General features: G+C 66.5%; 13 protein-coding genes and 2 pseudogenes. All 15 read right to left on the reverse strand.

Translation table 11 applies throughout. The features are described from left to right. Positions 1-161: pseudogene (locus G3N98_RS40015) on the reverse strand (succinylglutamate desuccinylase); the annotation flags it as partial. After that, positions 145-1,485: an N-succinylarginine dihydrolase gene (gene astB, locus G3N98_RS33495; protein WP_047850485.1), complete on the reverse strand. Its 1,341-nt coding sequence runs from the start codon at positions 1,483-1,485 to the stop codon at positions 145-147. The gene astB and the pseudogene G3N98_RS40015, both read right to left, overlap by 17 nt. A gap of 14 nt (positions 1,486-1,499) precedes the next feature. Next, positions 1,500-2,963, reverse strand: a complete 1,464-nt coding sequence (gene astD, locus G3N98_RS33500; protein ID WP_206150568.1) for a succinylglutamate-semialdehyde dehydrogenase — start codon at positions 2,961-2,963, stop codon at positions 1,500-1,502. Between the two features lie 7 nt (positions 2,964-2,970). Continuing rightward, positions 2,971-4,002, reverse strand: a complete 1,032-nt coding sequence (gene astA / locus G3N98_RS33505) for an arginine N-succinyltransferase (RefSeq protein ID WP_206150569.1) — start codon at positions 4,000-4,002, stop codon at positions 2,971-2,973. After that, on the reverse strand, positions 3,999-5,051 hold the full coding sequence (aruF, locus tag G3N98_RS33510; RefSeq protein WP_206150570.1) for an arginine/ornithine succinyltransferase subunit alpha: 1,053 nt from the start codon (positions 5,049-5,051) through the stop codon (positions 3,999-4,001). Before aruF ends, astA begins: the two co-directional genes overlap by 4 nt. Positions 5,052-5,081: 30 nt before the next feature. Further along, positions 5,082-6,314 (reverse strand): aspartate aminotransferase family protein, encoded by a 1,233-nt coding sequence (locus G3N98_RS33515; RefSeq protein ID WP_089472432.1) that lies wholly within the window; start codon positions 6,312-6,314, stop codon positions 5,082-5,084. A 1,038-nt stretch (positions 6,315-7,352) separates the two neighbouring features. After that, the gene (locus G3N98_RS33520; RefSeq protein ID WP_089494408.1) at positions 7,353-8,396 is read right to left on the reverse strand and encodes a GlxA family transcriptional regulator; all 1,044 of its coding nucleotides are present in this window, start codon (positions 8,394-8,396) and stop codon (positions 7,353-7,355) included. A gap of 22 nt (positions 8,397-8,418) precedes the next feature. Next, positions 8,419-9,219, reverse strand: a complete 801-nt coding sequence (locus tag G3N98_RS33525; RefSeq protein ID WP_039348269.1) for an ABC transporter ATP-binding protein — start codon at positions 9,217-9,219, stop codon at positions 8,419-8,421. A gap of 20 nt (positions 9,220-9,239) precedes the next feature. Beyond that, positions 9,240-9,953, reverse strand: coding sequence for an ABC transporter permease (locus G3N98_RS33530; RefSeq protein ID WP_011351456.1), 714 nt, complete (start codon positions 9,951-9,953; stop codon positions 9,240-9,242). Next, on the reverse strand, positions 9,950-10,639 hold the full coding sequence (gene hisQ / locus G3N98_RS33535; protein ID WP_011351455.1) for a histidine ABC transporter permease HisQ: 690 nt from the start codon (positions 10,637-10,639) through the stop codon (positions 9,950-9,952). Before hisQ ends, G3N98_RS33530 begins: the two co-directional genes overlap by 4 nt. 276 nt (positions 10,640-10,915) lie before the next feature. Continuing rightward, the gene (locus G3N98_RS33540) at positions 10,916-11,473 is read right to left on the reverse strand and encodes a hypothetical protein (protein WP_011351454.1); all 558 of its coding nucleotides are present in this window, start codon (positions 11,471-11,473) and stop codon (positions 10,916-10,918) included. A gap of 87 nt (positions 11,474-11,560) precedes the next feature. Next, positions 11,561-12,610, reverse strand: coding sequence for a lysylphosphatidylglycerol synthase domain-containing protein (locus tag G3N98_RS33545; protein ID WP_206150571.1), 1,050 nt, complete (start codon positions 12,608-12,610; stop codon positions 11,561-11,563). Next, on the reverse strand, positions 12,607-13,491 hold the full coding sequence (hpnK, locus tag G3N98_RS33550) for a hopanoid biosynthesis-associated protein HpnK (protein WP_089472430.1): 885 nt from the start codon (positions 13,489-13,491) through the stop codon (positions 12,607-12,609). Before hpnK ends, G3N98_RS33545 begins: the two co-directional genes overlap by 4 nt. 3 nt (positions 13,492-13,494) lie before the next feature. Next, positions 13,495-14,937: a hopanoid biosynthesis associated radical SAM protein HpnJ gene (gene hpnJ, locus G3N98_RS33555; RefSeq protein ID WP_306426918.1), complete on the reverse strand. Its 1,443-nt coding sequence runs from the start codon at positions 14,935-14,937 to the stop codon at positions 13,495-13,497. Positions 14,938-15,073: 136 nt separating this feature from the next. Continuing rightward, a pseudogene (locus G3N98_RS33560) lies at positions 15,074-15,261 on the reverse strand (ceramide glucosyltransferase); the annotation flags it as partial.

Consider the following 15,261-nt stretch of genomic DNA (forward strand, 5'->3'; position numbering starts at 1 on the left):
TCCGGTTCGAGCGCGAGCAGCCCGTCGCCGCGCCATTGCCAGCGCACGGCGCCGGCGGCGCAGGTGCCGTCCGTCGCGGACGGTGCGCGGCCGCCCAGCGTGAACGCGAGGAAGTCGTCGAGCAACGCGTTGGCCATGCGGGAATCAGCGCTGGAAGTCATACAGCGAACCGACGCGCAGGATCTGCGTGAGCTCGTCGAGCGCGGTGCGCGATTCGTCGAGCAGCGCCGGATCGGCGAGGTCTTCCGGTGCGAGGCGGTCGCGATAGTGCCGGTCGATCCACGTGTCGAGCGACGCGAACAGCGTGTCGTTGATCCACACGTTCGACGTGACGGCCGCGCGCTCCGCTTCGTTCAGCACGACGCGCAGGCGCAGGCACGCAGGGCCGCCGCCGTTCTTCATGCTTTCGCGCAGGTCGAACACGAGCACGTCGTGGATCGGGCCGTTGCCGGCCGCGAGTTCGTCGAGATAGGCCGCGACGTTGCCGTTCTCGCGGCATTCCTGCGGCACGACGAGCACCTGCGAGCCGTCCGCGCGCGACAGCAGCTGGCTGTTGAACAGGTACGACGTCACCGCGTCGTTCACGCTCACGGCGGCCTCGGGCACCTCGATCACGTTCAGGCGCGCACCGCGTGCGTCGAGCGCGGCGGTCAGCGTGTCGTAGATCGCCTGCTTGTTGACGAACGCGCGCTCGTGCGTGAACAGCGTGTCGCGGTTGCCGACCGAGATCACGTCGTTGTGGAACACGCCCGCGTCGATCACGTCCGGATCCTGCTGCGCATAGACCGTCGCTTCTTCGGCGAGCCCGTGGCGATGCGCGACCGCGCGGCTCGCCTCGAAGGTCTGGCGCGCCGGAAAGCGCTTCGGCTCGGGGCCGCGGCGGTATTCCGCACGGCCGTACACGAAGAACTCAATGCCCGGCTTGCCGTATTCGGCACAGAAGCGCGTGTGGTTCGCCGCGCCTTCGTCGCCGAGTGCCGGCGTGCCGGTCAGCGCTTCGTGCACCGCGAAATGCGCGGGATCGGCGAACAGCGTCGACAGCGTGCGGCGCGTCGCTTCGTGCTCGATCGCGCGATGCAGCTTGCTGCACAGGTTCGCCGGCGTGAAGTGCACGCGGCCGTCGCTCGTGTCGGCCGACGGGCTGACGGTGGCCGCGTTCGCGGTCCACATCGCCGATGCCGAGCTCGCCGCGGCGAGCAGTTCGGGCGCCTGCTTCGCGGCCTTCGCGATCACGTCCGCGTCCTTGCCGGAGAAGCCGAGCTCGCGCAGCAGGCGCAGCGACGGCCGCTCCTGCGGCGGCAGCACGCCTTGCGCGAAGCCGAGATCCGCGAGCTGCTTCATCTTGCGCAGCCCCTGCTTCGCGGCGGCCTTCGGGTTCGCGGCCGACTTTTCGTTGTTGAGCGACGCCACGTTGCCGAACGACAGCCCGGCGTAGTTGTGGGTCGGGCCGACGAGCCCGTCGAAATTGGCTTCTTGTGCGTTCATCGTCGTTCCCTCGATCAGAAATGCAGGCCCGGCGACAGGCTCGCGGGCAAGGTCAGTTGCGTGCTTTCCACCGACGCCATCGGATACGCGCAATAGTCGGCCGCGTAGTACGCGCTCGGGCGATGGTTGCCCGAGCGGCCGGTGCCGCCGAACGGCGCGGCGGACGACGCGCCGTTGGTCGGCCGGTTCCAGTTGACGATCCCGGCGCGAATCGTGCGGCGAAAGTGTTCCCATGCGTTCGCGTCGTCGGCCAGCAGGCCGGCGGACAGGCCGAACGCCGTGTCGTTCGCGCGCTCGATCGCTTCGTCGAACGTCGCGTAGCGGACGATCTGCGCGAGCGGGCCGAAGTGCTCTTCGTCCGGCAGGTTCGCGACGCCCGTCACGTCGACGATCGCCGCGTTCACGAAGCCGAGGCGCGGATCGCGCTGCGTCATCGCGATGACCGGCTTCGCGCCCTGCTCGATCAGGCGCGACTGCGCGTCGACGAGTTTCGCCGCGGCACGCGCCGAGATCACCGCGCCCATGAACGGCTGCGGATCGGCGTCGAACACGTCGGCCGTGATCTTCGACGTGACGTCGGCGAAGCGCGCGAGGAAGCGGTCGCCGAACGCGCCCTGCGGCACGAAGATGCGGCGCGCGCACGTGCAGCGCTGGCCGGCCGACAGGAACGCCGACTGGATCGTGTGATGGACCGCCGCGTCGATGTCCTCGACTTCGCCGATCACCAGCGGGTTGTTACCGCCCATCTCGAGCGCGAGCACGATTTCCGGACGGCCGCCGAACTGCTTGTGCAGCAGCGTGCCGGTATCCGAGCTGCCGGTGAAGAACAGCCCGTCGATCTGCCGATGGTTCGCGAGCGCGATGCCCGTGTCCTTCTCGCCCTGCACGAGGTTCAGCACGCCGTCCGGCAGCCCGGCGTCCTTCCACACTTCGACCGTCGCGCGCGCGACGCCCGGTGCGAGCTCCGACGGCTTGAACACGACCGCATTGCCGGCGATCAGCGCGGGCACGATATGGCCGTTCGGCAAGTGGCCGGGGAAGTTGTACGGGCCGAATACTGCGACGACACCGTGCGGACGGTGACGCAGCACCGCGACGCCGTCAGCCATGTCCTGGCGCTTCTCGCCGGTGCGTTCCTGGTAGGCCTGGATCGAGATGCCGACCTTCGCGGCCATCGACGCGACTTCCGTGCGCGCTTCCCACAGCGGCTTGCCCGTCTCGCGGCCGATCGCGGTCGCGATCGCTTCCTTGCGTTCGTTGAGCAACGCGGCGAAACGCTTGACGATCGCGCAGCGCGATTCGAAGTCGAGCGCCGACCAGCCGGCGAATGCGCGGCGCGCGCTGGCGACCGCGCGATCGACGTCGGCCGCCGACGCGCTTTCACCCTGCCATGCGATCTCGTCGGTGCCGGGGTTGCGCGAAGCGAACACGGGGCCCGAGCCTGCGACCCAGGCGCCGTCGATGAAGAGTTCCGTCATGATTCGTTTATCCCTGTTTGACTTTGAGCGGCAGCACGCGCACCGGATCGCCGGCCTTCACGTCGAGCGCGACGGCGTCGTCGGCCGACAGCACGAACGCGCCGTTCGCGACCACGCCCGGCGCGACGCCGACGCGGAAGTCGGTGAGCGACGTGTTCGACACGAGCGACTTCGGTGCATCGTCGCGCGCATCCGGCACGCCGATCGCGACCGGCACGACGACGCTCTCGCGCACCGTGCGCAGGTCGTTGACGTGGCATTCGAGCACGGGGCCCGCGTCGAAGATGTCGACGTGATTCTGGTAACGCAGCCCTTCCGCCTCGAGCATCTTGCGGGCCGGCAGCGTATCGCGGTGCGTGAGGCCGACCGCGTCCTGCGCGTCCTGCGGCAGCAGGTCGACGTACACCGGATAGCGCGGCATCAGTTCCGCGAGGAACGACTTTCGGCCGTGCGAGCTGAGATAGTCGGCCGCGTTGAAATCGATCTGGTAGAAGTGCGAACCGACCGCGCGCCAGAACGGCGACGTGCCGTCTTCGTCGAAGTGGCCGCGCAGTTCCGCGCAGATGCGTTCCGGAAAGCGCTCGCGGAATTGCGCGATGAACATGAAGCGCGAGCGCGACAGCAGCCCGCCCACGCCGCCCGTGCGATAGCGCGGGCTCAGGAACAGCGAGCACACTTCCGCGTAACCGGTCAGGTCGTGCGAGATGTTCAGCGCGGACATCCGCGTCCACACGCCGAGCTCCTGGCTCGCGTGCACGACCGTGCTCACGCGATAGTTGTAGAACGGCTGTTCGAGGCCGACCTGCGTCTCGATCCCGCACACGCCCGCGATGTCGCCCGTCTTCGATTCTTCCATCACGAAGAAGTAGCCGGCCTCGCCGGCCGTCGCCTCGCCCGCGAGCGTGCGGCGCGTGCGCTCGATGCGCGCGGCGAGCGCGTCGCGATCGGGCTTGAACGTGGTCAGGCCCGGCCCGGTTTCCTTCGCGAGCGACACGAGCGCGTCGACGTCGCCCGTTTGTACGACCCGAACGACGATCATGCTGCGTCTCCCTTCAAATCTTCATCGTCGCGGCGATGCAGCGGCACGCAGCGCACGACATCGCCATCCTTCACATCGAGCGCCGCGCGCACGTCGCCGGCCAGCGGCGCGTCATCCGTCTCGCCCGGCAGATCGGCCAGCACGCAGCGGAACGATTCGCCGCTGCCCGTCGACACCATGTAGGCGACATCGCCCTGCTGGTGCGCGGCCTCGCGCACGGTGCGCTCGGCGCCGTGCTTCACGCACGCGGTGCGGTCGACCTGCGCGGTCAGCACCGGGCCCGCGTCGAAGATGTCGACGAAGCGGTCGGGCTCGAAGCCTTCCTCGAGATGGATGTCATAGGCGAGCAGCGCCGATTCGTTCGGCTCGCCGAGCACGCGCTGCGCGGCTTCCGGCAGCAGCGGCACGTAGAGCGGATACGCCGGCATCACTTCCGCGATGAAGGTACGGCTGCGGCCGCCCGACGCGATGTCGACGTCGGTGAAGTCGCGGCCGAAGAACTTGCGTCCCACCGCTTCCCAGAACGGCGATGCGCCGTTGCCGTCGCTCACGCCGAGCAGCAGCGTGAACACTTCCGGCGTGAAGCGGCGGCGGTTCGCGGCGATGTACATCATCCGCGCACGCGAGATCAGGTGCGCGGCCGCGTCGCCGCGCAGCGACGGATCGACGTAGAAGCCCGCCAGCCGGCTCTTGCCGGTCAGCTCGTGCGACATCGTGAGCGCGTGGATCTTGCGGTTCACGTGCAGCTCGCGCGACGCGTGGATCAAGGCGTCGTTGCGGAACGCGTAGAACGGTTCCGAGTAGCCGGCCGCGGCCACGATGCTCGCCGTGCCGAGCAGCTTGCCGGTCGACGAATCCTCGAGCACGAAGAGGTAGAACTCCTCGCCGGCGAAGTCGACGTCCGCGCGAAACGAATCCTCGGAGAGCGCCACGCGTGCTTCGAGCGCCGCGCGGTCGTGCGGCAGCGAGTGCAGGACCGGCTGCGCGGTGCGCGCCATGTGCGCGAGCGCATCGAGATCCGTGAGTTTGCCGGGGCGAACAAATAGCATCGTCGTTCCTGTCTGCGATGGGTGCGCCGATCAGCGCGCGGTGGCTTCCTGGGCGGCGAGCACTTGCTCGACTGCCTTCTCGAAGCGCTTCATGCCTTCGTCGAGCAGGTCGAACGGGATCACCAGCGACGGCACGAAGCGCAGCACGTTCGGGCCGGCGATCAGCATGATCAGGCCGTTTTCCGCGGCGGCGGTGACGAAGTCCTTCGCGCGGCCGTCGAATGCCGCGGTGAGTTCCGCGCCGACGAGCAGGCCCTTGCCGCGCACGTCCTTGAAGATGCCGAAGCGCGCGTTGATGCGCTCGAGCGCGCCTTTCAGGCGCACGCTGCGTTCGCGCACGCCTTCGAGCAGCGCCGGGTCGCCGATCAGTTCGACGACCTTGTCGGCGATCGCCGATGCGAGCGGGTTGCCGCCGTACGTCGTGCCGTGCACGCCGACCTTGAAGTGCGCAGCGAGTTCGTTCGTCGTCAGCATCGCGCCGATCGGGAAGCCGTTGCCGAGCGCCTTGGCGGTCGTCAGGATGTCCGGCGTGACGCCGGTATCCATGTAAGCGTAGAACTGGCCCGTGCGGCCGACGCCCGTTTGCACTTCGTCGAAAATCAGCAGCGCGCCGTGCGCGTCGCACGCTTCGCGCAGCGCCTTCAGGAACGCCGGATCGGCCGGGATCACGCCGCCTTCGCCTTGCACGGGCTCGACGATCACGGCGCAGGTTTGCGGGCCGATCGCGGCCTTCGCGGCTTCGATGTCGTTGTACGGCAGGTGCTTGATGCCGGCCGGCACGGGGCCGAAGCCTTCCGAGTACTTCGGCTGGCCGCCGACGCTGACCGTGAAGAACGTGCGGCCGTGGAACGACTGCACGAACGAGATGATTTCGGCTTTATCGGCGCCGTGGCGATCGAATGCGACGCGGCGCGCGAGTTTCAGGGCGGCTTCGTTCGCTTCCGCGCCGGAGTTCGCGAAGAACGCGCGGTCGGCGAAAGTCAGCGATTCGAGACGCTTCGCGAGGCGCAGCACCGGCTCGTTCGTGTAGCCGTTGCCGATGTGCCAGAGCTTGCGGCCTTGTTCGTCCAGCACCTTCAGCAGTTCCGGGTGGCCGTGGCCCAGCGACGTCACCGCGATACCGCACGCGAAGTCGATGTACTCGCGGCCGGCCGTGTCCCACACGCGGGAGCCCTCTGCACGGTCCGGCACGAACGGCGCGGGGGAAAATACCGGCACCATCACTTCGTCGAATGTCTGGCGGGTCACGGTCGAGGTCGTCATGGTCGTTCCTTTCGGTTTCGTAAGAGGGTTCAACAGGATCAAGTTTAGGTAAGGGTGACGCAAGCGTCTTGCGGAATTGCGACGGGTTCTATCGGAAGCGGATAGTGCGGTTTGGTTTTGCCCTTTCGGGCGGGGGGCTTCGGTTTCGGTTTCGGTTGGCCGTATTTTGAGGCCTTTTTTGGGTGGTTCGCTTGCGTTTGGCGTGAAGCACCTGTTGTCTTAGCGGTCTATTAGCGTCGCCCCTGCGCGGGGCGGCGGTTACTTTTCTTTGTCTTGCCAAAGAAAAGTAACCAAAAGAAAGGCGCTGTGAGAACGCATGACTTCCCGGTGCCGTAGTGCTCGGAGTGGACCGCGCCTAAGTGTCCGCGCCAGTCACGAACACGGAGTGGTTCGAGCAATGGTTCTGACACCCTCCACTACCCTACAGAGCGGTATACCGCCCGCCAGCTCCGCCCTCGCTTTGCTCGGCCGACAGGGACACCCTCTCCAGTAACATCTGAGGCCGGTCAGCTCCGGCAATCACACGCGAGCACCGCGGATTCAGCGAATCAAGGCATGCCCTCATTCGCCACGAAAAAGGGACGCAGCACGCATCTACGTGCTCACGCCGTTATCCAACACTCACCGATGGCAAGCAGTCCGATCGGGTACGAATGGTGTGAGAAAAGAGGGTTGCGTGCTTTGCTGATACAGCGCCGGCAGAAGCAAGTGAGCGCATGCAACGCGACGTGAAGTACCTTGCAGCCGAGCGTAGCGAGGATGGAGCTAGCGGGCGGTATACCGCTCTGTCGGGTAGGGGGAGGTGTCAGAACCATTGCTCGAACCACTCCGCGTTCTGGACTGGCGCGGACACTTAGGCGCGGTCCACTCCGAGTGCCATGGCACCGGGAAGTCTTGCGTTCTCACAGCGCCTTTCTTTTGGTTACTTTTCTTTGGCAAGACAAAGAAAAGTAACCGCCGCCCCGCGCAGGGGCGACGCTAATAGACCGACAAGATCACAGGTGCTTCACGCCAAACGCAAGCGAACCACCTCAAAACTCAATCCTTCCCCCCGCGCTCGACAAGCGCGCCCCCCCGAGGCTCGCCGCCGCCCCCGGTTTGCTTCTCGAGCCAGGCTCTCCGATCCTCCCGAGGCGTGACCCCGAACCTTTCGCGATACGCGTTAGAAAAGTGCGCAGCAGAAGAGAACCCACAGGCGAGAGAAACCTGCACAACCGACTTGCTAGTCCGCTGCAACTGAGTCCGAGCCTTGAGCAACCGAAGATTGAGGTAATACTTGGAGGGCATCGCCCCGAGATACTGCCGAAAGAGCCGTTCCAGTTGCCGGCGTGACACGCCAACGAGCTCGGCGATCTCATCGGTGGTCAAAGGATCCTCGACATTGGCTTCCATCAACAGCAAAGCATCATTCAACCGAGGATGCCGCTCGCCTGGCGCAGTCACAAAAGGAATCCGCTGCCGCTCCTCGCCACTGCGCAAAGTCCCGGCGCCGAGCGCATCGGCGATCCTCTCCGCGAGATCCGGCCCATGTTCCCGGCCAATCATGGCCAGCATGAAGTCAACGGTGGCTTGCCCACCCGCACAGGTAGCCCGATCGCGATCGATCTCGAAGATCTGCTGCGTGACGATCGACCGCTCGAACTGTTCGGCGAACTGCTGATACGTCTCCCAGTTCACGCTCACGCGATACCCGGAAAGCTGCCCGGCCATGGCCAGCCACCACACGCCATGATGAATACCGGTCACGACAGGCGTCCGCTGCCCCACCCTCGCGAGACTCGCGAGAAACAACCGATAGTCGGCAAACTGCTGAAACCGCTCCGACACGACGATGACCCAGTCACACGCGATCGCATCGTTGAACGCCGCATCGGCATGCCACTGCGCGCCGCCGGCGAGCGGCACCGGCCGCCCGTCCCACGAACACACCTGCCAGCGATACAGCAGCCGCCCGTCGATCTCGTTCGCGAGATTCAGCGCATCGACGATCGGACCCACGCCCGACATCGACACGGGCGGCAATGCAACGATCGCCACCTGCGTCGTGCGGGTGGCGCCTGCGGGACGAGACACCGGTACCACGGTCGAAACCTGCCCTGTCGCGTTACTTGAGACTGCCCGACAGGAACTGCTTCAGCCGCTCGCTCTGCGGGCGGACCAGCACCTCCTTCGGATCGCCCTCTTCCTCGGTCCGCCCCTGATGCAGGAACATCACGTGGTTCGACACGTTGCGCGCGAAACCCATCTCGTGCGTGACGACGATCATCGTGCGGCCTTCCTCGGCGAGCTTCTGCATCACCTTCAGCACTTCGCCCACCAATTCAGGGTCGAGCGCCGACGTCGGCTCGTCGAACAGCATCACGTCCGGATGCATCGCGAGCGCCCGTGCAATCGCCACGCGCTGCTGCTGGCCGCCCGAAAGATGCGACGGATACTGCTTCTCGACGCGCGGCGGCAAGCCGACCTTCTCCAGGTACTCGCGCGCCCGCTCCTCGGCTTCCTTCTTCGAAATGCCGAGCACGTGCACCGGCGCTTCCATCACGTTCTCGAGCACGTTCATGTGCGCCCAGAGGTTGAAGTGCTGGAACACCATCGCGAGCTTCGTGCGGATGCGCTGCAGCTGCTTGTGATCGGCGACTTCGAGCGCGCCGGCGCGGTCGGTCTTCGTGCGCACGGCCTCGCCGTCGACGACGATCTGCCCCGCATTCGGCCGCTCGAGAAAATTGATGCAGCGCAGGAACGTGCTCTTGCCCGAGCCGCTCGCGCCGATGATGCTGATGACGTCGCCGGCCTTCGCGTTCAGCGACACGCCCTTGAGCACTTCGTTGTCACCGTAGCGCTTGTGAATGTCGACCGCGGCAAGCTTGGTGGAAGCGGCAGCGCTCGTTTGAGTGATCTCGGCCAACTGGCTCTCCTCGAAGTGATTCAATGACGGGCGGCCGCGAGATACGCAAGCCAGTGGCGCTCCGCGCGGCGAAACGCCGCGACGAGTGCGAACGATACCGCAAGATAGATCAGCGCGGCGATCCCGAACGACTGGAACGCCATGTAGGTCGCGGAATTCGCATCACGCGCGACCTTCAGGATGTCCGGCACGGTCGCGGTGAACGCGACGGTCGTCGCGTGCAGCATCAGGATCACCTCGTTGCTGTACAGCGGCAGCGCGCGGCGCAGCGCCGACGGCAGGATCACGCGGCGGTACATCGTGAACGGCGACATCCCGTACGCCCGCGCAGCCTCCACTTCACCGTGCGGAATCGCGCGGATCGCACCCGCGAAGATCTCCGTGGTGTACGCGCAAGTGTTCAGCGCGAACGCGAGAATCGCGCAGTTGAAGCCGCTGCGGAAGAACGCGTCGAGCAGCGAGTGCGAACGCACGAACTCGAGGCTGTACATGCCCGTGTACAGCAGCAGCAACTGCACGTAGAGCGGCGTGCCGCGGAACACGTACGTGTAGAACCGCACCGGCGTCGACACCCACTTGTTCTTCGACACGCGTGCAACCGCGAGCGGCACCGCGCATACGAAGCCGAGCGAAATCGACGCGACGAGCAGCCACAGCGTCACCGCGAGGCCGGAGAGGCGCTGGCCGTCCCAGTAAAGGAACGCCTGGCCGAATTCCTGGAGAATTTCGATCATAGATCTGCGTGCCGCACGCCCATGGAATAACGCTTCTCGAGCTGGATCAGCACGAGGTTGGAAACGGTCGTGATCGCGAGATAGATCAGCGCCGCGACGAGGATGAAGAAGAACATGTTGAACGTGCTCTTGCCGGCGTCCTGCGCGGCCTTCACGACGTCCGCGAGGCCGATGATCGACACCAGCGCGGTGGCCTTCACGAGCACCTGCCAGTTGTTGCCGATCCCCGGCAGCGCGAAGCGCATCATCTGCGGAAACATGATCCGCGCGAACACGCGCGCGCCGCTCATCCCGTACGCCGCACCGGCTTCGAGCTGGCCGCGCGGCACCGACAGGAACGCGCCGCGGAACGTCTCGGTGAAGTACGCGCCATAGATGAAGCCGAGCGTCAGCACGCCGGCCACGAACGGGTCGATGTCGATCTGGTCCCAGCCGACGAAGTCGGTGAACTGGTTCAGCCAGATCTGGATGCTGTAGAACAACAGCAGCATCAGGACGAGATCGGGCACCGAGCGGATCAGCGTCGTATAGCCGGTCGCGATCGCTCGCAGCACCCGGTTGTGCGACAGCTTCGCCACCGCGCCGATCAGCCCCAGCGCCACCGCAGTGGCGAGCGACAGCACCGACAGCTCGATGGTCTGCACGGTGCCGGCCCAGAGGACAGGACCAAAGCCGTAAAGGAACACGCGCGTCTCCAGAGTTGGAATGGATGCCGACGCGTCTGCCTGTCCCGCGCCGGGCTGACGCGGATAGTCGCAAGCGAAATTGATTGCCTCAAACCACCTCGCGCGTGATTGCTGCGTCGCAACAATCCGCCCCATCATTTGCAACCACGGCGTACGCCGCTGTTTCAAAAGGAAAAAAGCCGCTTCCTGACAACCGGATAACCGGCGGGGAAGCGGACTTTTTGCAATTTTCCGGTCGCTTTTTCGATATAGCGCCGAAGGAGGCTGCGGCTACGCCTATCGCCCCTTCAGGATGTCGGAGCGCGAAGTCGTATAGACAAGCCCGTCCGGGCCGAAATGGACGTTGAAGAATGCGTCGGTGTTGACGCCGTCCTCGAGCCAGCGCCAGCTCCAGACGATCTCGGGCTTGAGCGGATACTGCGCGATGTCGCCGGGCTTGCCGAGCAGGCGCCGCACCTCGTCCTCGTTCATCCCGGGGCGCACCTTCGCGAAATTCTCGGCGGTCAGCACCTGCGTCGCGCCCGTGTAGCGGCCGTTCGCATCGAGATCGACGAACCACGTCTGGTTGCCCATCGGGCCGCGCGGGTATTCGAGCCGCTTCGAGCCGTCGGTGAAGTCGCGCTCGGTCTCGGGCTTGCCCATCGTGCCGCGCACGTCGGCCTCGGTCGATTCGCCGACCTTCAGCCCCTTCAGCAGCAGCGGCGCGGGCTTGATCGCGTTGAAGAAATCCCTGATACGTTGCACGTCGAGATTGCCTTGCTTGTCGTCGCAGCCGGTCAGCGCCAGCGCAGCGGCCAGCATCGTCACGGGAAGCAGCCGGAAACGGAAATTCATCGGAAGAAATGCGCGTCGAGAAAACACGCGGCAAGGATACCCGCGCAGCGCCAAAAGCGCGAGACGGGCGCGCGGCCCGTCTCGTGTTCAATGCATCGTTTCGGTTTCGGTCTCGGCCCGGGTCGTGCGGCTCGTCGCGTGCGGCGCCCGCGGCACGGCCGGCGGCGCGTCGATACGGCGCCGCGTGCGCACGAGTTCGGCCAGCTGCCACGAACCGAGCGCCAGGCAGCCGAACAGCACCTCGCGGCCGCGCTTGACCAGCGCGAGCGACAGCGCCGTCTCGCGGTCGACGCCGAACATCTGCGCGAGCAGCACGACGGTCGCCTCCTGTACACCGAGGCCGCCCGGCACCATGAACGCCGCATGGCGCACGGCCTGCGCCATCGCCTCGATCGCAATCGCGCCGCCGATCGACACCGGATGGCCGAGCAGCGCGAGCGCCCAGTAGATCTCGAGCGCGCCGAGCACGTAGCCGGCCAGCTGCCAGAAGAATGCGCTGAACAGCAGGCCCGTGCGCGACATCAGCCCGTCGATGTCGGCGTCGAGCCGCTTGCCGTCGACGCCCTGCAGCAGCCGGTGCGAATCGCCGAGCAGGCGGCCCGCGAAACGCTCGATCGCATGGAAGATGCCGCCGCGGCGCATCAGCACGACGCCGAGCACCGGCAGCGGCAGCGTGAGCAGCAACGCGAGACCGATCGTGCCGCCGCCCATGCTGTCCGTCGTCGCGAGCAGCAGCACGAGACCGAGCGCGGCGAACGCATACTGGACGACGATCGTCACGAGCAACTCGACGATCACCGATGCCGTCACGCGGCTCGCGTCGGGCACCTGCCAGCGCGCGAGGCGGATGCCGACGATCTCGCCGCCGATCCCGACCACCGGCAGCAGCCGGTTCACGGCCTCGCGCACGGTCGCGATCCACCACAGGAACGGCAGCGACGAGCGCTTGTCGAGCAGCAGGTGCCACGCGTAGGCGTCGAGCAGCAGCGGCAGCGCATGGAACGGCACGAGCCACAGCAACGCGTAACCGGCGCGCGCGAGCATCTGCGATACGTCGCCGATGCCTTCGTGCAGCCCCAGCGCGAGCAGGATGCCGATGCCGAGCGGCCAGCCGAGCCATTTGATCCACTTGGTCATGACGGCTGCGCTCCCGGTGCGCGCGACGCCGGCGCGCCGCGCCGTGCGGCGGGCTGGCCGAACACGTCGGCAAAGCCGCCGGTCGCGACGCCCGCCGCCTTCAGCGCGGCCGCGACGCGCGGCGACAGCAGCGCGTCGAGTTCGTCCGCTGGACGGTAGCCGGCCATCGTCGGCGTGATCGGGCCGTCGCCGGCCTCGGCCGGATGGCAGTAGATCTCGCCGACGCCCGGCGGCAGCTTGGCGAGCGCATCGAGCAGCACGGCCTCGTCCATCGCGCCCGTATGCTCGATCCCGACCACGTAGTCGTTGTGCGCGAGCCCCGCGCGGTCGAGCCGCGCGCGCACGAGCGCGATCCACGGCTTGAGCAGCGCGGGCGCGCTCGTCTCGTACGGCAGCCGCACCGCGCGCAACCCGTAGTCGCGGCCGATCTCGATGATCAGCGACAGCACGGTCGGATGCAGGTGGAAATGCTTGTGCGCGTTCACGTGGTCGAGCGGCAGGCCGCTCGCCGCGAACGCGTCGAACTGCGCGCGAATCTCGCGGCGCAACTGCGCCCGCACGTGCGGCAGGAAGAAGAAGCGGCAGCCGTCCTTCGCCATCGCATCGCCGAACCGCCCGTCGGGGCCGACGAGCGCGGGAATCTCACGCGCGGGCAGCGTGGCCGGCCCGTCCGCGAGGACGAGATGCAGGCCGACCGCGAGCGACGGCAGCCGCCGCGCGCGCTCGATCGCATCGTGCGCGGCGGGCGCGCCGACCATCAGGCTGGCGGCATTCAGCACGCCGTCGCGATGCGCGCGCTCGACCGCCGCGTTGACACGCGGGTGCAGCCCGAAGTCGTCCGCGGTGAAGATCAGCGCCCGCGCCGCCGGCTGCGTCGCCATGAATCAGGCCTCGTGCGCGCGCAGGAAGCGGAAGAACTCGACACCTTCGCGCAGGCGGCGCTTCATCATGTCCCAGCTCGTCAGCATCTCGCGGACGATCTCCCAGATCTTCGACGGGCGGAAGTAGAACTGGCGATAGAACTGCTCGAGATGGTGATAGATCTCGTCGCGCGACAGGTGCGCATAGCCGATCGCCGCGAGCTGCACGCCTTCTTTGCTCACCAGGTTGATGGTCTTGTTCTCTTCCATCCAGCCGTTTTCCACGGCCTGCTTGTAGAGCGTCGTGCCCGGATACGGTGCGGCGAGCGAGACCTGGATCGTGTGCGGATTGATTTCCTTCGCGTACTCGATCGTCTTCTTGATGGTCTCCTGCGTCTCGCCCGGCAGGCCGAGGATGAAGGTGCCGTGGATCTTGATGCCGAGCTTCTTGCAGTCCGCGCTGAAGCGGCGCGCGAAATCGGTGCGCACGCCCTTCTTGATGTTCACGAGGATCTGGTCGTCGCCGGATTCGAAGCCGACCAGCAGCAGGCGCAGGCCGTTTTCCTTCATGACCTTCAGCGTCTTGTACGGCACGTTCGCCTTCGCGTTGCACGACCACGTGATGCCGAGCTTGCCCAGGCCGATGGCGATGGCTTCCGCGCGCGGCAGGTCGTCGGTGAAGGTGTCGTCGTCGAACATCAGCTCCTTCACTTCCGGCATGTTGTCGCGGATCCACTTCGCTTCCGCGAGCACGTTCTCGACCGAGCGCGTGCGGTAGCGATGGCCGCTGACCGTCTGCGGCCACAGGCAGAAGGTGCAGCGCGACTTGCAGCCGCGGCCCGTGTAGATCGACACGTACGGATAGTTGAGGTAGCCGATGAAGTAGTTGTCGATCTTCAGGTCGCGCTTGTAGACGGGCGCGACGAACGGCAGTTCGTCCATGTTCTCGAGGATCGGACGCGCTTCGTTGTGCTCGATCGAGCCGTCCTTCGCGCGCCAGCTCAAGCCCTTGATCTCCGGGAACGGCTTGCCTTCGGCGATTTCCTTGCAGGTGTAGTCGAATTCCTCGCGGCACACGAAGTCGATTGCGTCGCTCGCCGTGAGCGAGTTGTGCGGATCGACCATCACCTTCGCGCCGACCATGCCGACCAGCATCGACGGCTTCATCTTCTTCAGGTCCTGCGCGAACATCGCGTCGGTCGGGAACGACGGCGTGCTCGTGTGGATGATCACGAGGTCGTAGTCGTTCGCGATCTTCAGCGTTTCCTCGACCGACAGGCCATCGGCCGGTGCGTCGACGACGCGGCTGCCCGGCACGAGCGCGGCCGGCTGCGCGAGCCACGTCGGATACCAGAAGGAACGGATTTCGCGCTTCGCCTGGTAGCGCGAGCCGGCTCCGCCGTCGAAGCCGTCATACGAAGGGGCCTGCAAGAACAGCGTTTTCATGAATGCTCCGGTAGCCTGCATAGTTCGATTCGTCACAACGATTCAGTCAAAAAACCGCGGGCCGCCCTGCCGGCGCCCGCCTCTCTGTCATGTCGCGCCGCGCGGCCTCGCCGCGCAGCGCGTCTCGGCCCTCGGGCCGGGTTCGGTCGGAACGGCCCTAGCGGCCGTCCACTGCTTCCACCGCCGCCGTCGCGCGTTCGCCGCCGACGACCGTCATCCTCGCGCCGCGCCACACCACGTGCGTGCCGAACACGGCCGCGAGCCACTCGAGCGCGAGCAGCGTGTCGCGCACCGCGACGAGCGGCAGGTCGCGCCAGAACGCGCGCCAGCCGTCCTCGCCGCGGG

This window comes from Burkholderia sp. Tr-20390, from assembly GCF_017104595.1.
Lineage (GTDB): Bacteria > Pseudomonadota > Gammaproteobacteria > Burkholderiales > Burkholderiaceae > Burkholderia.